Annotated in this window: 22 protein-coding genes and 1 pseudogene; 11 read left to right on the top strand and 12 right to left on the bottom strand. The window is 61.8% G+C overall.

The window, feature by feature from the left end; translation table 11 throughout:
• Window positions 1-151: 151 nt before the first annotated feature.
• The 4 genes from ACIPZG_RS00365 to ACIPZG_RS00350 form a co-directional block, all read right to left on the bottom strand.
• Window positions 152-442: a PA4642 family protein gene (locus ACIPZG_RS00365; RefSeq protein ID WP_176516795.1), complete on the bottom strand. Its 291-nt coding sequence runs from the start codon at window positions 440-442 to the stop codon at window positions 152-154.
• A 68-nt stretch (window positions 443-510) separates the two neighbouring features.
• Complete coding sequence (locus tag ACIPZG_RS00360; protein ID WP_400709063.1) at window positions 511-981, bottom strand: hypothetical protein; 471 nt, start codon at window positions 979-981, stop codon at window positions 511-513.
• 52 nt (window positions 982-1,033) lie between these two features.
• Window positions 1,034-1,507 (bottom strand): WbuC family cupin fold metalloprotein, encoded by a 474-nt coding sequence (locus tag ACIPZG_RS00355; protein ID WP_400709060.1) that lies wholly within the window; start codon window positions 1,505-1,507, stop codon window positions 1,034-1,036.
• A gap of 2 nt (window positions 1,508-1,509) precedes the next feature.
• Entirely contained in the window at window positions 1,510-2,067 is a 558-nt protein-coding gene (locus ACIPZG_RS00350) for a hypoxanthine-guanine phosphoribosyltransferase (protein WP_008099091.1), read from the bottom strand.
• 162 nt (window positions 2,068-2,229) lie between these two features.
• Here ACIPZG_RS00350 and upp point away from each other — a divergent pair, with 162 nt between their 5' ends.
• Together upp and ACIPZG_RS00340 are read left to right on the top strand one after the other, a co-directional pair.
• The gene (gene upp, locus ACIPZG_RS00345; protein WP_008099089.1) at window positions 2,230-2,868 is read left to right on the top strand and encodes a uracil phosphoribosyltransferase; all 639 of its coding nucleotides are present in this window, start codon (window positions 2,230-2,232) and stop codon (window positions 2,866-2,868) included.
• Between the two features lie 2 nt (window positions 2,869-2,870).
• Entirely contained in the window at window positions 2,871-4,145 is a 1,275-nt protein-coding gene (locus ACIPZG_RS00340) for a uracil-xanthine permease family protein (RefSeq protein WP_008099087.1), read from the top strand.
• Window positions 4,146-4,258: 113 nt separating this feature from the next.
• Here ACIPZG_RS00340 and hemH read toward each other — a convergent pair whose 3' ends face one another.
• Both hemH and ACIPZG_RS00330 read right to left on the bottom strand, forming a co-directional pair.
• Complete coding sequence (gene hemH, locus ACIPZG_RS00335; RefSeq protein WP_400709057.1) at window positions 4,259-5,272, bottom strand: ferrochelatase; 1,014 nt, start codon at window positions 5,270-5,272, stop codon at window positions 4,259-4,261.
• 13 nt (window positions 5,273-5,285) lie between these two features.
• Window positions 5,286-6,191 (bottom strand): TIGR01777 family oxidoreductase, encoded by a 906-nt coding sequence (locus tag ACIPZG_RS00330; RefSeq protein ID WP_400709054.1) that lies wholly within the window; start codon window positions 6,189-6,191, stop codon window positions 5,286-5,288.
• A gap of 186 nt (window positions 6,192-6,377) precedes the next feature.
• Between ACIPZG_RS00330 and ACIPZG_RS00325 the strand changes: the two genes are divergently transcribed.
• From ACIPZG_RS00325 to ACIPZG_RS00305, 5 genes are all read left to right on the top strand, one after another.
• On the top strand, window positions 6,378-7,364 hold the full coding sequence (locus ACIPZG_RS00325; protein WP_400639025.1) for an NAD(P)/FAD-dependent oxidoreductase: 987 nt from the start codon (window positions 6,378-6,380) through the stop codon (window positions 7,362-7,364).
• A 109-nt stretch (window positions 7,365-7,473) separates the two neighbouring features.
• Window positions 7,474-8,442: a YbgA family protein gene (locus ACIPZG_RS00320; RefSeq protein WP_400709051.1), complete on the top strand. Its 969-nt coding sequence runs from the start codon at window positions 7,474-7,476 to the stop codon at window positions 8,440-8,442.
• The gene (locus ACIPZG_RS00315) at window positions 8,432-9,331 is read left to right on the top strand and encodes a MerR family transcriptional regulator (RefSeq protein WP_400709048.1); all 900 of its coding nucleotides are present in this window, start codon (window positions 8,432-8,434) and stop codon (window positions 9,329-9,331) included. Before ACIPZG_RS00320 ends, ACIPZG_RS00315 begins: the two co-directional genes overlap by 11 nt.
• Entirely contained in the window at window positions 9,322-10,740 is a 1,419-nt protein-coding gene (gene phrB / locus ACIPZG_RS00310; protein ID WP_400709045.1) for a deoxyribodipyrimidine photo-lyase, read from the top strand. Before ACIPZG_RS00315 ends, phrB begins: the two co-directional genes overlap by 10 nt.
• A gap of 20 nt (window positions 10,741-10,760) precedes the next feature.
• Window positions 10,761-11,459 (top strand): SDR family oxidoreductase, encoded by a 699-nt coding sequence (locus tag ACIPZG_RS00305; RefSeq protein WP_400709042.1) that lies wholly within the window; start codon window positions 10,761-10,763, stop codon window positions 11,457-11,459.
• 10 nt (window positions 11,460-11,469) lie between these two features.
• On the opposite strand, the gene murI is transcribed toward ACIPZG_RS00305, so the two are convergent.
• Genes murI through hemA form a run of 5 tightly spaced genes read right to left on the bottom strand, consistent with a single transcriptional unit; the run spans window position 11,470 to window position 16,195 of the window.
• On the bottom strand, window positions 11,470-12,267 hold the full coding sequence (gene murI / locus ACIPZG_RS00300; protein ID WP_400709039.1) for a glutamate racemase: 798 nt from the start codon (window positions 12,265-12,267) through the stop codon (window positions 11,470-11,472).
• Entirely contained in the window at window positions 12,260-13,015 is a 756-nt protein-coding gene (locus tag ACIPZG_RS00295; protein WP_400709036.1) for a molybdopterin-synthase adenylyltransferase MoeB, read from the bottom strand. The genes murI and ACIPZG_RS00295 overlap by 8 nt, the downstream gene beginning before the upstream one ends.
• Entirely contained in the window at window positions 13,009-13,839 is an 831-nt protein-coding gene (gene prmC / locus ACIPZG_RS00290) for a peptide chain release factor N(5)-glutamine methyltransferase (RefSeq protein WP_400709033.1), read from the bottom strand. The genes ACIPZG_RS00295 and prmC overlap by 7 nt, the downstream gene beginning before the upstream one ends.
• The gene (gene prfA, locus ACIPZG_RS00285) at window positions 13,839-14,921 is read right to left on the bottom strand and encodes a peptide chain release factor 1 (protein ID WP_008099067.1); all 1,083 of its coding nucleotides are present in this window, start codon (window positions 14,919-14,921) and stop codon (window positions 13,839-13,841) included. Before prfA ends, prmC begins: the two co-directional genes overlap by 1 nt.
• Window positions 14,918-16,195 carry a glutamyl-tRNA reductase gene (hemA, locus tag ACIPZG_RS00280; protein WP_400639017.1) on the bottom strand — a complete coding sequence of 426 codons (1,278 nt, stop codon included), beginning with the start codon at window positions 16,193-16,195 and terminating at the stop codon, window positions 14,918-14,920. Before hemA ends, prfA begins: the two co-directional genes overlap by 4 nt.
• Before the next feature lie 498 nt (window positions 16,196-16,693).
• Between hemA and ACIPZG_RS00275 the strand changes: the two are divergent.
• Both ACIPZG_RS00275 and ACIPZG_RS00270 read left to right on the top strand, forming a co-directional pair.
• A pseudogene (locus ACIPZG_RS00275) lies at window positions 16,694-17,177 on the top strand (Hcp family type VI secretion system effector).
• Between the two features lie 10 nt (window positions 17,178-17,187).
• Complete coding sequence (locus ACIPZG_RS00270) at window positions 17,188-18,165, top strand: hypothetical protein (RefSeq protein ID WP_400709030.1); 978 nt, start codon at window positions 17,188-17,190, stop codon at window positions 18,163-18,165.
• A 1,062-nt stretch (window positions 18,166-19,227) separates the two neighbouring features.
• On the opposite strand, the gene ACIPZG_RS00265 is transcribed toward ACIPZG_RS00270, so the two are convergent.
• Entirely contained in the window at window positions 19,228-19,569 is a 342-nt protein-coding gene (locus tag ACIPZG_RS00265; protein WP_400709027.1) for a hypothetical protein, read from the bottom strand.
• 370 nt (window positions 19,570-19,939) lie between these two features.
• On the opposite strand from ACIPZG_RS00265, the gene ACIPZG_RS00260 reads away from it, so the two are divergent.
• Together ACIPZG_RS00260 and lolB are read left to right on the top strand one after the other, a co-directional pair.
• Window positions 19,940-21,661 carry a tetratricopeptide repeat protein gene (locus ACIPZG_RS00260; protein WP_400709024.1) on the top strand — a complete coding sequence of 574 codons (1,722 nt, stop codon included), beginning with the start codon at window positions 19,940-19,942 and terminating at the stop codon, window positions 21,659-21,661.
• A gap of 4 nt (window positions 21,662-21,665) precedes the next feature.
• Window positions 21,666-22,283 carry a lipoprotein insertase outer membrane protein LolB gene (gene lolB, locus ACIPZG_RS00255; RefSeq protein WP_008099054.1) on the top strand — a complete coding sequence of 206 codons (618 nt, stop codon included), beginning with the start codon at window positions 21,666-21,668 and terminating at the stop codon, window positions 22,281-22,283.
• Window position 22,284: the final 1 nt, after the last annotated feature.

Genomic DNA, 22,284 nt, shown 5'->3' with positions numbered 1-22,284 from the left:
GCTGAAACGAAAAAACGCCCCTCGGGGCGTTTTTTTGTGCCTGGACTGCGCTGGCTTCATCGCCGGCAAGCCGGCTCCCACAAAGAGCGCGCGGCTCTGCTCTACCTGTGGGAGCCGGCTTGCCGGCGATAAGGCCGGTGCAGGCTACAGATCAGCCACGAGCCTTGGCGATGATCTCGACATACTCAGGCGCATTGCGCTGGTCGGCGATCTGCTCGACGAAGGTCTTGCCGTGCTCGTCCTTGCCATCGAGGTCATAGCCTGCCTCGACGAAGAAGCCGACGAAACGCTCGAAGTCATCCACGCGCAGGCCGCGGTAGGCCTTGACCAGCTTATGCAGCGACGGCGAGGTCACGCCATCGGCCGGCTCGAACTGGAGGAACGTCTTGACGTAGTCATCGCTGATCTCGTCACCAATCACCTGCTTCTTGTCTTTGCGCATTGCCGGCTCCAACTGGACCATCACGGGATTTCGAAGGCCGGCAGTGTACCCCCCACAGGCGGCGCGCCTCAACGCGTACGTACGGTCCCGGTGTGCAGGTCGGCCCAGACATGGCCATTGGCATAGGTGAGGAACTGCACGTAGACGGTCTCGTTGCGCAGCAGGTCCATGATCACCCGGTAATCACTGACCGGGTAGTTGAGGCTCAGGGTGCGGCTTTTTTCGTCGTACACCGGTTTCTTCAGGCTCTTGCCCGCTTCGCCATCGAAGGTGAGCAGCACCTGGCCGATGGTCGCGCCCTTGCTCAGTGGCTTGCCCTTGAGGCGCATCTGCAGGGAGGCGGTAATCGGAATGGGCTGCTGGTCGGACGGGCGCTGGGCGCCCACCACCACCGAGTAATCGGTCACTTGCAGCAATTGCTGAGCAGTTGGCGCTTCCTGGCGCAGGGTCTGGTCATCGGGTGGGAGAAACTGGCTGTGCAGGGGGGCGGCGGCGAGCGGCAGGCTCACCGCCAGCAGCAGGGGAAGAATCGCACGCATGTGAGGCTCCTTGGCATGAAGGCGCACTCTAGCATGCGACTCAAACGCACAATCAATCGAACTGCGCGATCATCCAGGCCTGATATTCGGCCACGCCCGCTTCACCCTCACGGGGCGCCCAGTGGGCATGCTCGCCTTCTGCCAATTGGCGGTACGGCCCGGCCTTGCACTCGAACAGGATGCTGTCAGGTGCCAATACCACCAGGCCATGATAAATGCGAGGCGGCAGATCCACGCCCAGGCAATCGCCACCGGCTTCGAGGACGCGCTTGTCGGTCACGTTGCCCTCTTCGTCGAACACCAGCAGACCCAGCCGGCCTTTGAGTACCAACAAGGTTTCGGCCTTGTCGTCGCTCAGGTGCCGGTGCGGCGGGATATAGGTCGACGGTTGCAAACCAACCGCAAGGCGGTGGCAAGGGTCATCCATCTCGTGGAAGTTGTGGTGATGCCGCCCACGCGGGGCATCGGCGGCCTTGAGCGCCAGCCCGGCAAACAGCGATTGGTCGATGAAAGCAGGCTGGCTCATGATTACATTCCCTTGACGGCGAAGATGCCGTTTGCGTTGCGCCAGTAAGCTTTATAGTCCATGCCATAACCAAAGATATAGCGGTCCACGCAGGACAGGCCCACGTAAGTGGCCTTGAGGTCCGGGCTGGCCTTGCGGTCGTGGTCCTTGTCGATCAGCACGGCGGTGTGCACCGAACGGGCGCCGGCATGCTTGCAGAACTCGATGATGGCACTGAGGGTGTGGCCTTCGTCCAGAATGTCGTCGACGATCAGTACGTCGCGGTCGATGAACGACACTTCAGGCTTGGCCTTCCAGAACAGTTCACCACCGCTGGTCTGGTTGCGGTAGCGCGTGGCGTGCAGGTACGAAGCTTCCAGCGGGAACTGCAAGTGGGTCAGCAGCTTGCCGGCGAAGATCAGGCCGCCGTTCATCACGCAGAACACCACCGGGTTCTTGTCGTGCAGGTCGTTGCAGATCTGCTTGCCGACCTCGGCAATGGCCGCTTCCACTTCGGCTTCGTTGTACAGGCAGTCTGCCTCGCGCATGACTTGACGGATGTGCTCGAGATCAGCGGACATGGCGCTCTCCGGGGGGCATTTTGGAAAAGCGGGCAAAGGTACGCATCCGCTCGTCACAGATCAAGCATTTATGGACTAACGTGCAAAAGGACTGCACGACAGCAAAGGCTGAATAGATTAACCTAGCGCGGTTTTTTTGCCCGCCTTTCGGAGCCCCCCCCTATGCCCACTCGTGAGATCCGCCACCCGCTGATCCGCCACAAGCTCGGCCTGATGCGCCGTGCCGACATCAGCACCAAGAATTTTCGCGAACTCGCCCAGGAAGTCGGCGCCCTTCTGACCTATGAGGCCACCCAGGACCTGCCCCTCGAAACCTACGAGATCGAAGGCTGGTGTGGCAAGGTCGAAGTGGAAAAAATCGCCGGCAAGAAGATCACCGTGGTCCCGATCCTGCGCGCCGGTATCGGCATGCTCGACGGCGTCCTCAGCCTGATCCCGGGCGCCAAGGTCAGCGCCGTCGGCGTCGCGCGCAACGAGGAAACCCTCGAAGCCCACACCTACCTGGAAAAGCTCGCGCCGGACATCAACCAGCGCCTGGCCTTGATCATCGACCCGATGCTGGCCACCGGCAACTCGATGGTCGCCACCATCGACCTGCTGAAGAAGGCTGGCTGCAAGGAAATCCGTGCCATGGTTCTGGTCGCGGCCCCTGAGGGCATCGCCATGGTGGAAAAAGCCCACCCAGACGTGCATATCTACACCGCGTCGATCGACCAGCGCCTCAATGAACACGGCTATATCGTGCCGGGCCTGGGCGATGCCGGAGACAAGATCTTCGGCACCAAGCAGAAGGACGCCTGACCATGCAGGACGGCTTCAACGACCCGCTCTGGCGCCAGGTCGTTTCGGGCGCGCAAATGCTCTTCGTGGCATTTGGCGCGCTGGTGCTGATGCCGCTGATCACCGGCCTCGATCCGAACGTCGCACTGTTCACCGCCGGCATCGGCACCCTGCTGTTCCAGCTGGTTACCGGCCGTCAGGTTCCGGTGTTCCTGGCCTCGAGCTTTGCCTTCATCACCCCGATCATCCTCGCCAAGGGCCAGTTCGGCCTGGCCGAAACCATGGGCGGCGTAGTAGCTGCAGGCTTCGTCTACACCTTCATGGGCCTGATGGTGAAGATCAAGGGCACCGGTTTCATCGACCGCATGCTGCCTCCGGTGGTCATCGGCCCGGTGATCATCTCCATCGGCCTGGCCATGGCGCCGATCGCCGCCAACATGGCGATGGGCAAGGCCGGTGACGGTAGCGTACTGCTGCCTTACCAGACCGCCATGCTGATCTCCATGCCGGCGCTGCTGACCACCCTCATCGTCGCCGTGTTCGGCAAAGGCATCTTCCGCCTGGTGCCGATCATTTCCGGCGTGCTGGTCGGCTTTGCCCTGTCGTTCGCCTTCGGCGTGGTCGACACCGCCAAGATCGCCGCCGCGCCGTGGCTGGAGATTCCCAACTTCACCGCCCCGGCGTTCAACTGGCAGGCGATCCTGTTCATCGTTCCGGTCGCGTTGGCGCCGGCGATCGAGCACATCGGCGGGGTGATTGCGGTGGGCAGCGTGACCGGCCGTGACTACCTGAAAAAGCCCGGCCTGCATCGCACCTTGCTGGGTGACGGCCTGGCGACCACCGCCGCCGGCTTGTTCGGCGGTCCGCCCAACACCACCTACGCCGAAGTGACCGGCGCGGTGATGCTGACCAAGAACTACAACCCGAAAATCATGACCTGGGCAGCGATCTTCGCCATTACCCTGGCCTTCATCGGCAAGTTCGGCGCGCTGCTGCAGAGCATTCCGGTACCGGTGATGGGCGGCATCCTGTGCTTGCTGTTCGGTTCGATCGCGGCGGTGGGCATGAACACCATGATTCGCCACAAGATCGACCTGTCCGAGGCGCGCAACCTGGTGATCGTTTCGGTGACCCTGGTGTTCGGTATCGGTGGCGTATTGATCGGCAGCGGCGACGGCCCGGACGACTGGGGCCTGAAGGGCATCGCCCTGTGCGCCGTGGTCGCCATTGCACTGAACCTGATCCTGCCGGGCAACGACAGCTGGAAGCACAAGAAGCTGGATGATCAGTTGCCTTGAGGTAACTGAGCCTGCACTGGCCTTATCGCCGGCAAGCCGGCTCCCACACAGACAACACACAACCTGTGGGAGCCGGCTTGCCGGCGATAGGGCCGCATCAGGCAACCTGAAACTCAAGCCTTTTCACACATCCCCGCCAACACCTTCACCCACTCCGGGTGATCATTCAGGCACGGCACCAGCACCAACTCCTCGCCCCCGGCCTCGATGAACTGCTCCTTGCCGCGATCGCCAATCTCTTCCAGCGTCTCGATGCAATCGGCGACGAACGCCGGGCACATCACCAGCAGCTTCTTCACCCCAGCCTTGCCCAGTTCATCCAGGCGCGTCTCGGTATAGGGTTCGATCCACTTGGCCCGCCCCAACCTTGACTGGAACGACACCGACCACTTGCCATCGGGGATGCCCATCTTCGCCGCAAAGGCCTTGGCCGTCGCCAGGCATTGCCCGCGATAGCACACCGCGCGCATCTCGGCACTGGCGTCCTTGCAGCAATCCGCTGCCTGGAAGTCATGCTGGCCGGTAGGGTCGAGCTTCTTCAAGTGCCGCTCAGGCAAACCATGGAAGCTCAGCAACAGGTGGTCGTAGTCCTGCTGCAGATACGGCCTGGCACTGGCGGCCAGGGCATCGATGTACTCGGGGTGATCGTAGAACGGCTGCAGCACGCGCAATTCCAGCGGCAAGCCGCGCTCGGCGACGGCCTGTTCGGCCTGGGCCACCACCGTGGTCACCGTGCTGTCGGCGAACTGTGGATAAAGCGGCGCCAGCGTCACTTTACGCACGCCTTGAGCGGCCAGGCGGGCAAGCACGTCGGGCAAGGCCGGCTGGCCGTAGCGCATGGCCATTTCCACCGGGCCATGGGGCCAGTACTCGACCATCGCTGCCTGCAGACGACGGGTCAACACCACCAGCGGCGAGCCCTCGTCCCACCAGATCGAGGCATAGGCATGGGCGGACTGTTCCGGGCGCTTGATCAGGATCAGCGACACCAGCAAACGCCGCACCGGCCAGGGCAGATCGATCACGTAGGGGTCCATCAGGAACTGGTTGAGATAGCGGCGCACATCGGCCACCGAGGTAGAGGCCGGGGAACCCAGGTTGACCAGCAGCAGGGCGTGATCGGTCATGCAGCGTCCTATGTCAGAGGCGGCTGGATAAATTATCCAGGGCCGATTGCAGATCGTTGAAGCGGAAAGTGAAGCCCGCTGCCAGCAGGCGTACCGGGCGCGCCCGCTGACCGCCGAGCAGCAAGGTCGACAACTCGCCAAGCCCGGCCTTGAGCAGCAGCGAAGGCATCGGCATGAACGCCGGCCGGTGCAGGGCACGACCCAGGCGCCTGGCGAACTCGCGGTTGCGCACCGGCTCCGGCGCGCAGGCATTATAGGGACCGCTGGCGTCCTTGTGCTGCAAGAGAAAATCAATCAGGGCGACCTGGTCGTCTATATGGACCCAGGGCATCCACTGCCGACCATCGCCCAATGGCCCACCCAGCCCCAGTTTGAACGGCAGGCGCAGGCGCGACAAAAAGCCGCCATCGCTGGCCAGCACCAGCCCGGTGCGCACCAGCACTACCCGGATACCAAAGCCTTGCGCACGCTGGGCGGTTTCTTCCCAGGCGATGCACAACTGGCTGGCGAAGTCTTCGCGCACGGGTTGCGAGGCCTCGGTCAGCTCACGCTCGCCGCCATCGCCATACCAACCTACGGCGGAACCGGAAATCAACACCTCCGGACGCTGCTCGCGGCTTTCCAACCAGGCCAGCAACTGCTCGGTGAGGGTGATGCGGCTGGTCCACAACAGCTGTCGTCGGGCAGCCGTCCAGGGCCGGTCGGCGATTGGCGCACCCGCCAGGTTGATCACAGCGTCTACCGGGTCATCCGCAGCCAGCTCCTGCAGTTGCGCGATGCCTCGCACGCCCTTGCCACATAAGCGCGGCACCTGATCGGGGCGCCGGCTCCACACCGTAAGCCGGTGGCCCTGCCCGAGCCAGAACTGGCACAGGTGCTGGCCGATCAAGCCGGTACCGCCTGTCAGCAATATATGCATGGCTGTGTCCTCGCAGAGTGCGGCGATGGTCTATTTTTAACAACAAGGCACTTTTTTAACCAAACGCTCTCGGATAAACATAGGCCAAGCTGCCCTATAAGCGGAATAACCTTATACAAACATTGTGCATTGTACAGGTTTGCCTGACAGCGTAGTCTGCGTACAGCAAGGTTTGAAGAGGCCATCATGACAGTACCTATTGCCATCATCGGTGCCGGTATCGCCGGTCTGTCCGCCGCCCAGGCCTTGCAAAAGGCCGGGCAATCCGTTCACTTGTTCGACAAAGGCCACGGCAGTGGCGGGCGCATGGCCAGCAAACGCAGCGAAGCCGGTGCCCTCGACCTGGGCGCACAGTACTTCACCGCCCGCGACCGGCGCTTCGTCGAACAGGTGCAGCACTGGGTGGAAGCTGGCTGGGCGGAACAGTGGAAGCCTCAGCTGTACAACTACCGTGATGGCGAGCTCACGCCCTCCCCCGACGAACAGACCCGCTGGGTCGGTGTACCGCGCATGAGCGCCATTACCCGCGGCCTGCTCAAGGACGTGACGGTGAATTTTGGCTGCCGCATTGCCGAAGTGTTCCGTGGCAAACAGTACTGGCACCTGCAGGACACCGAAGGCTGCAGCCACGGCCCGTACAGCCGCGTGGTGATTGCCGTACCGGCACCCCAGGCCACGCCGTTGCTGGCCGCCACCCCCAAGCTCGCGGCGGTGGCCGCCGGGGTGGTGATGGAACCTACCTGGGCCGTCGCCCTGGCATTCCAGACACCCCTGGACACCCCGATGCAAGGCTGCTTCGTGCAGGACAGCCCCCTCGACTGGCTCGCCCGCAACCGCAGCAAACCCGGTCGCGACGAACACCTCGACACCTGGGTACTGCATGCCACTTCGGCCTGGAGCAAACAGCACATCGACCTGGCCAAGGAAGAAGTGATCGAGCAGCTTTGGGGGGAGTTTGCCGAGCTGGTCGGCTGCGTCGTACCCGCGCCCAGCTTCGCCCTCGCCCATCGCTGGCTGTATGCACGGCCTGCCGGTAACCATGAATGGGGCGCGCTCGCCGATGCCGACCAGGGGCTATACGCCTGCGGCGACTGGTGTCTGTCCGGCCGCGTCGAAGGTGCCTGGCTCAGCGGCCAGGAAGCCGCAAGACGGCTGCTGGAACACCTCGATTAGCCTGCGCGAAAAAGCTGTACAGAAAAAACCACTTGCATAAGTTTTCAGCTATGCTGGAATAAACTTGTACATGCCATCGTCCATGTACAAGTTTATTACGGAGATAGCCATGCTCGACGTCGCCGCCACGTCCAAACCTCGCATCGCCATCAGTGCCTGCCTGAGCGGGCACAGCGTGCGTTACAACGGCGGGCACAAGGCCTCCGAACTGTGCCGCGAGCAATTGGAGCAACATTTCGACTGGCTGCCCGTCTGCCCGGAAGTCGCCATCGGCCTGGGCGTGCCGCGCGATCCTATACGGCTGGTTGGCGACCCGGACCACCCTGCAGTGGTGAGCACACGCAACCCCGGCATGGACCTGACCGGTCCACTGCGCAGCTATGGCGAGCAGATGGCCAATGAGCTGAATGATATCTGCGGCTATATCTTCATGCAGAAGTCACCTTCGTGCGGACTCGCACGGGTCAAGGTCTACCAGGACAACGGCCACCCTGCCCCACAAGGTGGCACAGGTGTCTATGCTGGGGCGTTCTGCGCCCTGCGTCCCGACCTGCCGGTGGAAGAAGAAGGCCGGCTGCACGACCCGGTGCTGCGGGAAAACTTCATCAGCCGCGTCTATGCCTACGCCGATTGGCAACACCTGTTGAGCGAAGGTTTGAGCCGCGGCGCCCTGGTGCGCTTCCATTCGCGCTACAAGTACCTGTTGATGGCCAACAACCCGCACGCCTATCGCCAACTCGGTCGTCTGCTCGGCAGCATGAGCCGGGATGACGACCCGCAGGTGATCGGGCCGCGATATTTCAGCGCGTTGATGCAGGCCCTGCGCCGATGCGCCAGCCGAGGCACCCATGGCAACGTCCTGCAGCACCTGAGCGGCTATTTCAAAGGGGCGCTGACGCAACAGGACAAAGCCGAGCTGGCGCACATCATTGATCAGTACCAACAAGGGTTCGTGCCCCTGGTCGTACCGCTGACCTTGCTCAAGCACTATCTGCGCAAGCACCCTGACCCCTATCTGCTGCAGCAGGCCTACCTGCAACCACACCCCGACAGCCTGGGGCTGCGCAATGCCGTCTGAAGGGCTTCTGCCCATCGGCGAGCTGGCGCGCCGCACCGGCGTGAACCCGGTGACACTGCGTGCCTGGGAGCGGCGCTATGGCTTGCTGAAACCGCAACGTACTGCCAAGGGACATCGCTTGTATACCGACGAGCAGGTGGAACGGGTCGAAGCGATTCTCGCCTGGCTCGAACGCGGCGCATCGGTGGGACAGGTACGCGAACTGATCGACAAACCAACCGGCGCCACTGTGCAGGGCGACTGGCAGGCACGGCAGGCGCAGCTCATCGAAGCCATTGCCGGCCTCTCCCAGCGCACCCTGGACCAGCAGTTGAACCAGGCCATGGCCTTGTACCCTGCCATCACCCTGTGCGAACAGCTGCTGCTGCCGTTGCTGGAAAGCCTGGCCCTGCGCTGGCGCACCTATTTCAACGCCCAGCTCGAACAGGTGTTTTTCCACACCTGGCTGCGCAGCAAGCTGGGCGCACGCGTCTACCATGACAACCTGCTGCTCCAGGGGCCAGCGGTACTGCTGGCCGAAGACGCCGAGCGCCCATTCGACCCCACCCTGTGGCTATGTGCCTGGCTGCTGAGCAGCAACGGTATAGCCGTTGAAGTGCTGGAACAGCCGGTCAGCGGCGCGCAATTGCAACGCGCAATCACCGCACTGCAACCCAGGGCGCTGCTCCTGCACCTGGGCCCACGTATCGACGCAAAGACCTTGCAGCGCACACTCCAGGGCGTATCCGGGGTGAAGTTGCTCGGCGGTGCCACGGTTTCGCTTCATCAGGCGCAGTTGCAAGCGTTCGATCTTCCCGAGCTTTTTCTGTTCGATACCCCCCAAGCGGCCCTGCGTCTACTGCAACTCCATGACCGCCGGTTTACCGAGATGACTTCACAATGCAATTGATCTGGTTGCGCACTGACCTGCGTATCGACGACAACACCGCCCTGAGCGCCGCCGCCGAGCGCGGCCCGGTCGTCGCGTTGTGGCTGGCCAGCCCGGGCCAATGGCAGGACCATGACGACGCGGCGTGCAAGGTGGACTTCTGGCTGCGCAACCTGCGCGACCTGCGCCAGTCCCTTGGCAAGCTGAATATTCCGCTGTTGATTCGCAAGATCGACAGGTGGGATGAAGCAGCGCCCTGCGTACTTGAGGTATGCCGTCAGCACGCGATCGAGTCGGTGCACTGGAACGATGAGTACGGCATGAACGAAAGCCGGCGCGACCAGGCCACCCGAGCGCTGCTGCAGGCTAACGGCATCCAGGCCCATGGCTATCTGGACCAGTTGCTGCTGCGCCCCGGCACGATCCTGACCCGCAGCGGCGATTACTTCCAGGTTTTCAGCCAGTTCAAGAAAGCCTGCCTTGAGCACCTGCACCGTGGCCTGCCTGCGCTTGCCCAGCGGGTAAAACGGCAAGCGCCGCTGGACATCAGCAGCGACCCTATACCCCAACATATCGAGGGCTTCGACAAACCCGCGCGTGCGCTCAGCGAGCACTGGCCGGCCGGTGAGGATGAAGCGCAGGCGCGGCTTGCGCGTTTTCTCGACGAAACCGTCGAAGACTACCAACACCTGCGCGATCTTCCGGCCAAGGCTGGCACCAGCCAGCTGTCGGCCTACCTGGCCGCCGGCGTGATCTCGCCACGGCAATGCCTGCACGCTGCGCTGACCAGCAACCGGGGTGAGTTCGACAGCGGTAGCAGCGGCATCCAGACCTGGATCAACGAGTTGCTTTGGCGCGAGTTCTACAAGCACATCCTGAACGGTTATCCACAGGTATCGCGCCATCGCGCTTTCCGCGCCCACACCGAAGCCCTGCCCTGGCGTGATGCGCCCGAGGATCTGCAGGCCTGGAAGGAGGGGCGCACCGGTTTCCCGATCATCGACGCCGCCATGCACCAGTTGCTGCACACCGGCTGGATGCACAATCGCCTGCGCATGATCGTCGCCATGTTCCTCAGCAAGAACCTGCTGATCGACTGGCGTTTGGGCGAGCGCCACTTCATGCGTCACCTGATAGACGGTGATCTGGCCGCCAACAATGGTGGTTGGCAGTGGAGCGCTTCCACGGGCACCGATGCCGTACCCTATTTCCGGCTGTTCAATCCGGTTTCCCAATCGCAGCGCTTCGACCCAGAGGGACGCTTTATCCGCCAATGGTTACCAGAATTGAGGGTACTGGATAATAAAACTATTCATCAGCCCGTGAAATCTGCGGATCTTTTAGCTATTAATTCATATCACAGCCCGATCGTCGATCTCGGGAGTAGTCGTCAGCGCGCTCTGGAGGCCTTCAAAAGCCTTCCGCGCTGACAGGAGCAGAGGGCCGTCATTTGAAAAACTCGCGCAGTTTCTGGGTTACGGGGGCCACCAACGGACTGGGTATGGCTTTGCTGGAAGGATTGCTCGAACAAGGGCACCGGGTGGCCGCTAGCGGCAAGGACGACAAGGCACTGCAGGCTCTGGCGTCGCGCCATGGCAGCAGGCTGTTGCAGTTGCCCTGGCAATTGCATGACGAAGAACAGGCTGCCAGTGCCTGCCAACAGCTATGCCATGCCTGGGGATCACTGGACGGCCTGATCATCAATGCAGGCACCTCTGACTACCTGGCTGACGATGTGCCGGACAGCGAATTGTTCGAAAGCATCGTCAGCACCAATCAATTGGCCGGCGAACATTGCCTGGCCAAGGTCTTGCCGTTGCTGGCGAAAGGCAACGCGCCGCAGGTGATGGCCATCTTCAACCGCTATTCGGCTTTGCAGTTGTATTCACCGACCCAGGTCACCGCGGGCTGGAACACAATGCCCCAGTGGTTGCGCGAGGAGCGCGACGAGCTGACGGAACGGGGTATTGCGTTGACGGTGGTAGCCCCGCAATCACTCAAGACACCGGTGACATCGGTGCAGGCCGCGCCCGATGCCTGGACCCCGCAGAGTGCCGCAGAGGAACTGCTACGGCGCTTGCCACTGCGAGAGCCTGAACTGGTGTTGGAAGTGTTGGACTTGAGTGGCCTGTGGCCGTTGTCGCGCTGACACCGCTTTTTCACATCGCAAAGCGTTGCACACTGCCGGCGCCCTGCCACAGCACAGGGAGGATCTTGCTCAGTGATTGCGGATCGGCGCTGGTCCACAAGGCGGCCTCACGCACAGGGCCGTCGGACAACAGGCCGCGCGCCGCCAGCAAGCGTTGCAGCTGGCGCGCCACGGCCGCGCCGGTGTCGATGATGGCCACGTCAGCAGGCACCATCGTGGCCAGCAGCGGACGTAGAAAGGGGTAATGGGTACAGCCGAGGATCAGCGTGTCACACCCTGCAGCCAGCAGCGGTTGCACATAGCCCAGCAGCAGCTGGCGCAATGGCTCGCTGCCCAGGTCGCCGGTCTCGATCCGCTCGACCAACCCAGGGCAAGGTTGCGTGACCACCCGCACATCGTTGGCGAAGCGGTCGAGCAAGGCGGCAAATTTGGCACTCTGCAAGGTACCGGTCGTAGCCAGCACCCCCACCACCCCGGAACGGGTGGCTGCAGCAGCAGGCTTGACCGCCGGCTCCATCCCCACCAGCGGCCAATCGGGGTACAGCTCGCGCAGGTCGGCAACCGCCGCCACGGTTGCGGTATTGCACGCCAGCACCATTGCCTTGGCACCTTGCGCCTGGAAGAACTCGGCAATGCGCCGAAGGCGCTGGCGAATATAGTCCGGGGTTTTCTCGCCATACGGCACATGGCCGCTGTCGGCCACGTAGAGCAGCGATTCGTTGGGCAACAGCCGCTGGATCTCGGCGAGGACCGACAAACCGCCGACCCCCGAATCCATCACGCCGATCGGCGCCGAACGCTCAGCCATCGCGCTTGCCGCACACGGCGCAGGCCGGATCACGCTTGACCCGCAGCTCGCGCAGGCGGGTGCCGAGCGCATCAATCAGCAGCAGGCGGCCCACCAGCGGCTCGCCGAAACCGGCCAGCAACTTCATCGCCTCCAGCGCCTGCAGGCTGCCAACCAGCCCTACCAGCGGGCCAATCACGCCGGCTTCGCTGCAGGTCAGCTCGGCCTCGCTGCCGTGGCCATACAAGCAGTGGTAACAGGGGCTGTAGTCGCGCCGCGGGTCGAACACCGACAACTGCCCTTCGAGGCGTATCGCCGCACCGCTGACCAGCGGTTTGCCCATGGCGAAGCACGCGGCGTTGACCGCCTCGCGGGTAGAAAAATTGTCGGAGCAGTCCAGCACCAGGTCGACCGCCGCCACGGCGGCGGCCAGGGAATCTTCGTCCAGTGCCTGGCGGTGAGCGACCAGGCCGATCTCGGGGTTGATCGCCTGCAGGCGCTGTACAGCCGAGTCCACCTTGCTCATGCCAACGCTGTCGCTGTCATGAATCACCTGGCGCTGCAGGTTGGTGAGGTCGACGGTATCGAAATCGGCCAGGTGCAATTCGCCAACCCCTGCAGCGGCGAGATACAGCGCCACCGGCGAGCCGAGGCCACCCAGGCCGACGATCAACGCCTTGCTGCGTTTGAGCCGCAACTGCCCGTCGATGTCCACCTGCGCCAGCAGGATTTGCCGGCTGTAACGCAACAGTTCCTGATCGGTCAGCATGGCAAACGCCCCAAGGAAATACGTTCATGGCCGCCAAGGTCCTTGCGGCTGGCAACCTCGATGAAACCCTGCACGGTCAGCAGTTCACGCACTGCCGCTGCCTGGTCGTAACCATGTTCGAGCAGCAACCAGCCCCCTGGCAACAGGTGCTGTGGTGCCTGGCTGACGATCGTTCGCAGGTCGTCCAGGCCATCAGCACCCGCCACCAGCGCACTGCTGGGTTCGAAGCGTACATCACCCGCGACCAGGTGCGGATCTTCGGCGGCAATGTAGGGCGGGTTGCTGAGAATGAGGTCGAAACGCTGGCCGGCCAAGTTGTCGAACCAGTGGCTGGCCAGCACCTGAACATTGCCCAGGCCCAGGCGTTGCCGATTGCGCTCGGCCAGGGCCACCGCCTCCTCCACCCGGTCCACCGCAGTGACCTGCCAGGCCGGGCGATCATTGGCCAGGGCCAGGGCAATGGCGCCGGTTCCGGTGCCCAGGTCGAGGACCTTCGACGGCGTCGCCGGCTGCAACTCAAGGGCCGCTTCGACCAGCAGCTCGGTGTCCGGCCGCGGAATCAGCGTGTGCGGCGCTACTTCCAGGTCAAGCTTCCAGAAACCCTGCTGACCCAGAATGTAGGCGACCGGCTCACCGCCACGGCGCCGCTGCAGGTAGCCGGCGTAGGTCGCGGCATCCTCACTGCTGACGATGCGTTCGGGCCAGGTGTGCAGGTAGCTGCGCGACTTGCCGATGGCCGCGGCCAGCAGCAGTTCCGCGTCCAGGCGCTCGGTAGGCGAGTCGGGCAACTGTGCGTTGCGCAGCAGGCTGGCAATGATGGTCATCAGTCCCCCAGGGCGGCCAGTTGGTCGGCCTGGTATTCGGCCAGCAAAGGTTCGATCACGGCGTCCACGCCGCCGGCGAGGATGTCGTCGAGGGAGTACAGGGTCAGGTTGATGCGGTGATCGGTGACCCGGCCCTGTGGATAGTTGTAGGTGCGAATGCGTTCGGAGCGGTCGCCGGAGCCCACCAGCAGCTTGCGCTCGCTGGCGATGGCGTTCTGCGCAGCGCTGGTCTGCATGTCATTGAGCTTGGCCGACAGCCAGGACATGGCACGCGCACGGTTCTTGTGCTGCGAGCGCTCTTCCTGGCACTCGACCACGATGCCGGTGGGCAGGTGGGTAATGCGGATCGCCGAGTCGGTCTTGTTGACGTGCTGACCGCCAGCACCGGAGGCGCGGTAGGTATCCACGCGCAGGTCGGCCGGGTTGATCTCGATCGCCACCTGCTCGTCGGGCTCCGGCAGTACCGCCACGGTGCACGCCGAGGTATGGATGCGGCCCTGGGACTCGGTCTCTGGTACACGTTGCACGCGGTGCGCGCCGGACTCGAACTTGAGCTTGCCGTACACACTGTCGCCTTCGACGCGGGCGATGACCTCCTTGTAGCCGCCGTGCTCGCCTTCGTTCTCCGACAGGATCTCCAGGCGCCAGCCACGCCGCTCGGCGTAGCGCGAGTACATGCGGAACAGGTCGCCCGAGAAGATGGCTGCCTCGTCCCCGCCGGTGCCGGCGCGGATTTCCAGGAACACGTTGCGACCGTCGTTGGGGTCCTTGGGCAGCAACATGCGCTGCAGCTGCGACTCCAGGCCGACCAGCTGTTCCTTGGCATCGCGCACTTCTTCCACGGCCATTTCACGCAGGTCGGGGTCGGCGTCCTTGAGCAGCGCCTGGGCGCCCTCGAGGTCGTCCTGCACCTTGCGCCAGTCCTGATAGGCGGCGATCACCGGCTCCACTTCGGCGTATTCGCGGGAATAGGCGCGAAAGCGGGTCTGGTCGGATATGACTTCGGCGTCACCAAGCAGCGCGGTGAGTTCCTCGAAGCGGTCCTGGAGCGTGTCCAGTTTGTTCAGCAGCGACGCTTTCATTGCGGGGTTTTGTCCGTCGAGCCCTCATTGAGGGCAAAGAGTTCCTGGGCCATGGCCAGCGCATCGAGGCGGCCCTCGGCCGAGAGCTTTTTCAGTTGCACGCTGGGCGCGTGCAGGAGTTTGTTGGTCAGCCCACGGGCCAGTTGGGCCAGTACATCCTCGGGGTTGCCGCCGTTGGCCAGCAGGCGCTGGGCCTTTTGCAGTTCTTCGTCGCGCAGGCGCTCGCTCTGCTGGCGGTAGGCGCGCAGCACGTCCACCGCAGCCAGTTCGCGCAGGCGCAGCATGAAGTCCTCGGCGCCCACCGAGACCAACTCCTCGGCCGCCTGGGCCGCGCCCTGGCGGCTCTTGAGGTTTTCCGCGACCACTTCGTGCAGGTCGTCGACGGTATACAGGTAGACGTCGTCGAGTTCACCCACTTCCGGCTCGATGTCGCGCGGCACGGCGATATCGACCATGAAGATCGGCTTGTGCCGGCGCTGCTTCAGCGCGCTCTCCACGGCGCCCTTGCCAAGGATCGGCAACTGGCTGGCGGTGGAGCTGATGACGATGTCGCTGTGCGCCAGCTCCTGGGGGATATCGGCCAGCAACACGGCGTGGGCACCGAACTGCGCGGCGAGGGTGCTGGCCCGCTCCAGCGTGCGGTTGGCCACGACGATTCGGCGCACGCCCTGCTCATGCAGGTGGCGGGCAACCAGCGTGATGGTTTCACCCGCACCGATCAGCAGCGCCTGGCTGCGTCCCAGGTCGCTGAAGATCTGCTTGGCCAGGCTTACCGCAGCGAAGGCCACCGACACCGGGTTCTCGCCGATCGCGGTATCGGTACGCACCTGCTTGGCGGCACTGAAGGTCGCCTGGAACAGGCGCCCGAGCAGCGGGCCGATGGTGCCGGCCTCGCGCGCCACGGCATAGGCCGACTTCATCTGGCCGAGGATCTGCGGCTCGCCGAGCACCAGCGAGTCCAGGCCCGAGGCCACCCGCATCATGTGCCGGACGGCGTCGTGCTCCTCGTGGATATAGGCGCTTGCGCGCAGTTCATCCAGGCTCAGCCGGTGGTATTCGGCCAGCCACTTCAGAACGGCGTCGGCAGACAGGTGGTCCTGCTCTATATAGAGCTCGCTACGGTTGCAGGTGGACAGGATCGCCGCCTCGCGGCTGGCGGTCAGTCGGCAGAGCTGCTGCAGGGCGTCGACCAGCTGCTCTGGGGTAAACGCCACGCGCTCGCGTACGTCTACCGAGGCAGTCTTATGGTTGATACCAAGTGCAAGAAAGGCCATGCAAGGTCGCTGGTTGTGACGGGAAGCCGATAATTGTCCTCTTTCGCAGGTTTTAGAACAACCACCGTTCGCTATTGGAGTGATAGCAGGCCTCGTCCTGGCGGCAGACGCCCCTGTGGGAGCCGGCTTGCCGGCGATGAAGGCACTGCGAATGCTTGGCACCGGCTACGCCGGTGATCGCCGGCAAGCCGGCTCCCACAAGGGTCGCTTCGATGCATCGAGGGATGTGCGCGACGGTCAGCACTGGGCTGCCAGTCAAAAACCGTTTAACCACTAAACGAAGTTCCGAGAGATTTCCTACAAAAGTTAGTGTCAATGAAATCTTTCGACATATTCGTATGGATTTAATCCACAAACTTGTAGTCCTTTTCCGAAATTGCACCCGAGTCATTGCATTACCCAGTGTCAATACCTAGTCTTGGCGATCACTGTCCGGGCCAGGTCCCCGTCAGCACATACAAGCCCTTCACACTTAATGATTGCCAAGGAGCGGTAAGCATGGCTTTTGACGCTTATATAAAAATCGACGAGATTCCAGGCGATGGATGAGAAGTACAGCAAGTGGATCGAAGTCACTGGCTATGACTTCGGTGTCAGCCAAAGCACTTCAGCCACCGCAAGTTCAGCCGGCGGAGCGACATCAGGTCGTACTGCCGTAAGCAACTTCACTTTCACCAAGTTCCTCGACAGTGCCAGCTGCAAACTAATGGAAGCCAGTTGTGCGGGCCAGCACCTCAAGGAAGTCAGACTTGCGCTCTGCCGCGCGAGTGGTGACAAGCTCAAGTATTACGAGATTGTCCTCGAAGAAGTTATCATTGCCGACTACACCCAGAGTGCCGCCGACGGCGTGCCAATAGAGGTGGTTCAGCTCGACTACGGCAGGATCAAGACTACCTATACCCAGCAGAAGCGCATCGACGGCAGCGGCGGCGGCAACATCGCCGGCGGCTGGGACCGGATCGGCAACAAGAAGTACGCGTGAGGGTATCGCCATGTCCCAAGCTCGCGCCTATGTCAATCCCAGGATGCAGAACTACCACACGCTCAAGGCTGGCCTTGCCCTGACGGGGCACGCTGCCAGCAAGTTCGATGTGTTGAATTCGCATATCTACAACTCAGTGGTCAAAAGTGGTGAGCTAGTCGTCATGGGTGACTGGTCCACGCCGTCCTGCACCAGCCATGAGGCTTTTCTGATGTCAAAGGCCGCTATCACCCATATGGGCCTGATGCGCAGCGGTCAGGGCGCTGACGAATTTTTCCTGGAGAATTTCGAACTGCTGAAGAGCCTGCTTGCCCACGCCTCTATGGGCGCGGGCGTGGTCAGTGATGGCTGGAGCCGGCATCTAAAGGCTATTCAGGACACCCTGCTGGAAATTGAAAAGCTGCATAAGGAATACCTTGGCTCCGGCACGCTCAAGGCGCGTGACCAGTTTTATGCTAGGCGTGCTGCGCTGTTCGTGAAGCTGGATGAACAGTTGAGCAAGCTGGCAGCATTCGGGGCTGGTCTGCAGAATAGAGGGTCGATCAAAAGGACACTGGCGATTTCTACGAAGAGTTATCTGCATACGGGGGAGATTGCAGGGTATGCCGATAAGGTTGCGGGAGTCGCAAAGGCAGCCAGGCTAGTCAAAAAAGGCACCTACATCGGCATTGCGCTTGATATCTACGCATCAGGAATGGAAGTACATCAAGCATGTACCTCGGGGCGATCGGATGAATGCAGGAGAGCAAAGTATGTTGAAAGTAGCGCATTGGTGGGTAGCCTGGCGGGAGGCGGCGCTGGCGGTTACTTCGCAGGGGCTGCAGCAGTAGCTGGCTGCAGTATCGTTTTAGGAGTTCCGACCGGTGGGACTAGCGCGCTAGTTTGTGGAGTGGTCGGTGGCGCAATAGGCGGAGTCGCAGGGGGAGAAGCGGGCAGTATGGCTTTCGAGGTAATGGCTGACTACCTTTATGAGAACTTCATCAAATGACTTCAGCGATAGCCGCGATTATTGGATTTCTCATAATCACACCATTGGGGGTGACCATGTGCGTAGTCACCTACATCGCTTATCGCCATATTGACGAGATCGAAGCTTGCTTATCAAATTGCAAAATGGTTCGCGACAACAAATCAGCCTACTCAGAAGCCGGCTTGCTCGGAAAGCTTTTACGTATCGGCATAATTTCTTTCTCCCTAATGGCACCCAAATTATGCGCACGCAGAGGCCTGATCGATTTAAATGACGTTCAAAATATGCCGACTCGATTAAAGACACCACTGATCACAACCTGGAATTTACTTCTTGGGCTACTTGCTGCACTAATGTGTTTCCGAGTAACTTTGTACTTTTGGATGAATTGATCGACGGTTGATCTTGCAGGCGCAGGAGTGCTTACCTGTCCCAAAACATATCAGAGCCGCTGACACTGACAAGATCTGCGATGCAGGCGGCGAGGTTTTCGGAATCCTTTGTGAAAAAGCAAGGTACCGGGTGTCAAACTAGTGCACCCAATACCTGAGAGGGACAGGCGACAAAATTTGGAGACTTTTTGTACGAGGCGTTTGATAAATGACAAGCTCGCCGTGGATGTTCCTTTCATTTTTTATGTTGATCTCACTAATGATCAGTCTTGTGGCGCTCATTTACATCGCCTGCCGACACATCGAAACCATTGAGTCCCAGCTAATTAACTGCAAGTTTGTGCAAGGAAACCGGTCGATGTACTCCACTGCAGGAGTTCTCGGCAAGATGATGAGACTCTGCGGGATCGCCGGGATGCTCTCGACCCCAAATTTTTATATACGCCGAAACTTGGCAGACCCCATTGACATCCAAAGCATCCCGCAGAAAACCAAGCACCTGCTTCTGTTTTTCTGGTATTACCTGATACTCTCCGTTTCATCACTAATCATCTTCGAAGGTTTCACAAGGTATTTTGAGCGAGGTTAACTCAAGAGATAAAGGCGAGGCGAGCGTGCTAAAAGTGGAGCTAGCACCCTCGCCCAGACTGCAGCAGAGACAGCCGACATTCAGCGCCTCAATATCTGATCAGAGCGTATTCGGCCCGACTTTCAAAGCCCTAAGACTCAGTGCACAGCCTGCTTTCACGTATTCAACCTGAGCAGTAACCGCATCCTTGACAATGGCCTCACCCAGATCAGTGAGTTCTTGCTTCTTGATATGCTCGACACTCAAATGCAGCATGTGCATGGCTACATCCATGGCCTTCTGGAACGCCAGCAATGTGGTGTTCGGCCCCAGTTCGTCAATTACCTTATCCCACCGGCGATCAGCATCGTCCTGCAGCGTCAGGAATTCACGCATGGAAACTTTGTCGTCGGCGTAAATGCTGGCAAGCAGTTCTTCAAGCGATTTCGACATTACAGACATCGTTATTTCCTTGAGTTAGAGCAGCACTGAAATTCACTTGAAAATTCTTGAAACTGGATTTCTCAAGGTACATTTCCGAGCGGCTTCGATATTTGAAGCCGTAAACTAACTCAACCGCCAAGATCGGCAATCAGAACACCCTGCCCAACCCGCAAGCCTATTCGCATCGTCAGATCGATTTTTTTCAGCCACTTGTTTCAACCGGCCATTTCCATCTCACCGCCTCGGCCGATCCCTCAGAACCTCCGCCCCTCGCCATGGTCCGACCCATGCAGCCCTTGCTGTAAACCTCGACCTTCGCAGGTGGGTTTGCCCCCGCGCTTGTGTCATCATGCTCCGACCGCCGGTAAGTCCTTCTAAGCCTCTTTATATGAACAGACCCTACGCATTGCTGCTTGCCTTCGCCCTGCTCCAGGGCTGCCAGAGCCTGGCCCCGAAAAGTGCCGAGCCTACCGTTGCCGAGGCTGACAAAAGCGAGGCGCAAAAGCCCGTGGCGTATGGGTCGTTCACGCAAGATACGCTGTACAGCCTGCTGGTGGCCGAGCTGGCCGGGCAACGCAACCGCTTCGACATCGCCCTGGCCAACTACACCGACCAGGCCGCCAAGACCCAGGACCCCGGCGTTTCCGAGCGCGCCTACCGCATCGCCGAATACCTCGGTGCCGACGAGCCGGCCCTCGACAACGCGCTGGTCTGGGCCCGCAACGACCCGCAGAATCTCGACGCCCAGCGCGCCGCCGCCATTCAGCTGGCGCGTGTTGGCCGCTACGACGACTCCATGACCTATATGGAGAAGGTACTGCAGGGCAAGGGCGACACCCACTTCGACTTCCTTGCTCTGTCGGCCGCTGAAACCGACCAGAGCACCCGCGATGGCCTGATGCAGAGCTTCGACCGCCTGCTGGTCAAGTACCCGGACAACAGCCAGCTGGTGTTTGGCAAGGCCTTGCTGCTCAACCAGGACGGCAAGACCGAAGAGGCGCTCGAACTGCTTGAAGCGCACCCGACACAAGATGGCGAAATCGCTCCGATCCTGCTCCGCGCCCGCCTGCTCCAGGCCCTCGACCGCGGCTCGGAGGCCCTGCCGCTGCTGCGTGGGGCCATTCGCGACAACCCGGATGACAAACGCCTGCGCCTGACCTATGCGCGTACCCTGGTCGAACAGGACCGTATCGCCGACGCCAAGGGCGAATTCATCAGCCTGGTCCAGCAATACCCCGATGACGATGAGCTGCGCTACTCCCTGGCCTTGGTGTGCCTGGAGAACAAGGACTGGGACGAGGCCGAAAGCTACCTGCGCGAAATGATCGAACGCGACAGCAACGTCGACGCCGCGCACCTGAACCTGGGTCGCATCGCCGAAGAACGCCACGATCCGGCGGGCGCCCTGCGCGAGTATGCACAGGTCGGCCCCGGCCCCGATTACCTGCCGGCGCAATTGCGCCAGGCCGATATTCTCATCGCCAATGGCCGTGGCAGCGAAGCCTCGCGCCAACTTGCCGCGGCCCGCGAAGCGCAGCCGGACATCGCCGTCCAGCTGTACCTGATCGAGTCGGAAAGCTACAGCAACAACAATAAGGACGCCCAGGCCAACCAGGTGCTGCAACAAGCCCTCCAGCACTACCCGGACGACCTCAACCTGCTTTACACCCGTGCCATGCTGGCCGAAAAACGCGACGACCTGGCGCAAATGGAGAAAGACCTGCGCGCCATCATTGCCCGCGAGCCGGAAAACGCCATGGCCCTGAACGCCCTGGGCTACACCTTGGCCGACCGCACCACCCGCTATAGCGAAGCCAAGGCGCTGATCGACAAGGCCCACCAGCTGACCCCCGACGACCCGGCAGTGCTCGACAGCCTGGGCTGGGTCGCCTACCGCCTGGGCAACCTCGATGAAGCCGAACGCTACCTGCGCCAGGCGCTGGAGCGCTTCCCCGACCATGAAGTGGCTGCCCACCTGGGTGAAGTCCTGTGGGCCAACGGCAAGCGCCGCGAAGCACGTCAGGTCTGGGCCAAGGCCTTCGAAACCCAGCCCGACAGCCCTATCCTGCGCAAGACCGTTTTGCGCCTGACCGGATCCGAGACCCTCTAACGCCATGTTCTTGCGCCATTGCATCACCTTTACCCTGATTGCCCTGCTGGCCGGTTGCGCCGGCTTCGGTAGCCGCGAAGCCCTGCAGGGCCAAGGCGACCCACAGCAGTGGCGCGCTCATAAAGAGCAGCTGAGCACCCTCGATGGCTGGCAGATCAACGGCAAGGTCGGCATCCGTGCCCCGCGCGATTCCGGCAGCGGCACGCTGTTCTGGCTGCAGCGCCAGGACTACTACGACATCCGCCTGGCCGGCCCCCTGGGCCGTGGCGCCGCACGTCTGACCGGTCGCCCTGGTGGCGTGGTGCTGGAAGTGGCCAACCAGGGCCGCTATCAGGCAGAAAGCCCCGAAGCCTTGCTGGAAGAACAGCTTGGCTGGCAACTGCCGGTCTCGCACCTGGTCTGGTGGGTGCGCGGCCTGCCCGCCCCCGACAGCAAGAGCAAGCTGACCCTGGACGGCGACAGCCGCCTGGCCAGCCTCGACCAGGATGGCTGGCAGGTGCAGTACCTGAGCTACACCGAGCAGAACGGTTACTGGCTGCCCGATCGCCTGAAACTGCACGGCAAGAACCTGGACGTGACCCTGGTGGTCAAGGACTGGCAGCCACGCCAGCTGGGGCACTGAT

Origin of the sequence: Pseudomonas sp. NPDC089395 (assembly GCF_044749525.1) — a bacterium.
Classification (GTDB): Bacteria; Pseudomonadota; Gammaproteobacteria; order Pseudomonadales; family Pseudomonadaceae; genus Aquipseudomonas.
The sequence above is the reverse complement of the archived record's forward strand: the minus strand, read 5'-3'. Positions and strand labels throughout refer to the sequence as shown.

Bases quoted from the DNA above. Each gene is read 5' to 3' on its own strand.
- ACIPZG_RS00365 (WP_176516795.1), bottom strand. From the start codon at position 442: ATGCGCAAAGACAAGAAGCAGGTGATTGGTGACGAGATCAGCGATGAC.
- ACIPZG_RS00360 (WP_400709063.1), bottom strand. From the start codon at position 981: ATGCGTGCGATTCTTCCCCTGCTGCTGGCGGTGAGCCTGCCGCTCGCC.
- ACIPZG_RS00355 (WP_400709060.1), bottom strand. From the start codon at position 1,507: ATGAGCCAGCCTGCTTTCATCGACCAATCGCTGTTTGCCGGGCTGGCG.
- ACIPZG_RS00350 (WP_008099091.1), bottom strand. From the start codon at position 2,067: ATGTCCGCTGATCTCGAGCACATCCGTCAAGTCATGCGCGAGGCAGAC.
- upp (WP_008099089.1), top strand. From the start codon at position 2,230: ATGCCCACTCGTGAGATCCGCCACCCGCTGATCCGCCACAAGCTCGGC.
- ACIPZG_RS00340 (WP_008099087.1), top strand. From the start codon at position 2,871: ATGCAGGACGGCTTCAACGACCCGCTCTGGCGCCAGGTCGTTTCGGGC.
- hemH (WP_400709057.1), bottom strand. From the start codon at position 5,272: ATGACCGATCACGCCCTGCTGCTGGTCAACCTGGGTTCCCCGGCCTCT.
- ACIPZG_RS00330 (WP_400709054.1), bottom strand. From the start codon at position 6,191: ATGCATATATTGCTGACAGGCGGTACCGGCTTGATCGGCCAGCACCTG.
- ACIPZG_RS00325 (WP_400639025.1), top strand. From the start codon at position 6,378: ATGACAGTACCTATTGCCATCATCGGTGCCGGTATCGCCGGTCTGTCC.
- ACIPZG_RS00320 (WP_400709051.1), top strand. From the start codon at position 7,474: ATGCTCGACGTCGCCGCCACGTCCAAACCTCGCATCGCCATCAGTGCC.
- ACIPZG_RS00315 (WP_400709048.1), top strand. From the start codon at position 8,432: ATGCCGTCTGAAGGGCTTCTGCCCATCGGCGAGCTGGCGCGCCGCACC.
- phrB (WP_400709045.1), top strand. From the start codon at position 9,322: ATGCAATTGATCTGGTTGCGCACTGACCTGCGTATCGACGACAACACC.
- murI (WP_400709039.1), bottom strand. From the start codon at position 12,267: ATGGCTGAGCGTTCGGCGCCGATCGGCGTGATGGATTCGGGGGTCGGC.
- ACIPZG_RS00295 (WP_400709036.1), bottom strand. From the start codon at position 13,015: ATGCTGACCGATCAGGAACTGTTGCGTTACAGCCGGCAAATCCTGCTG.
- prmC (WP_400709033.1), bottom strand. From the start codon at position 13,839: ATGACCATCATTGCCAGCCTGCTGCGCAACGCACAGTTGCCCGACTCG.
- prfA (WP_008099067.1), bottom strand. From the start codon at position 14,921: ATGAAAGCGTCGCTGCTGAACAAACTGGACACGCTCCAGGACCGCTTC.
- hemA (WP_400639017.1), bottom strand. From the start codon at position 16,195: ATGGCCTTTCTTGCACTTGGTATCAACCATAAGACTGCCTCGGTAGAC.
- ACIPZG_RS00270 (WP_400709030.1), top strand. From the start codon at position 17,188: ATGTCCCAAGCTCGCGCCTATGTCAATCCCAGGATGCAGAACTACCAC.
- ACIPZG_RS00265 (WP_400709027.1), bottom strand. From the start codon at position 19,569: ATGTCTGTAATGTCGAAATCGCTTGAAGAACTGCTTGCCAGCATTTAC.
- ACIPZG_RS00260 (WP_400709024.1), top strand. From the start codon at position 19,940: ATGAACAGACCCTACGCATTGCTGCTTGCCTTCGCCCTGCTCCAGGGC.
- lolB (WP_008099054.1), top strand. From the start codon at position 21,666: ATGTTCTTGCGCCATTGCATCACCTTTACCCTGATTGCCCTGCTGGCC.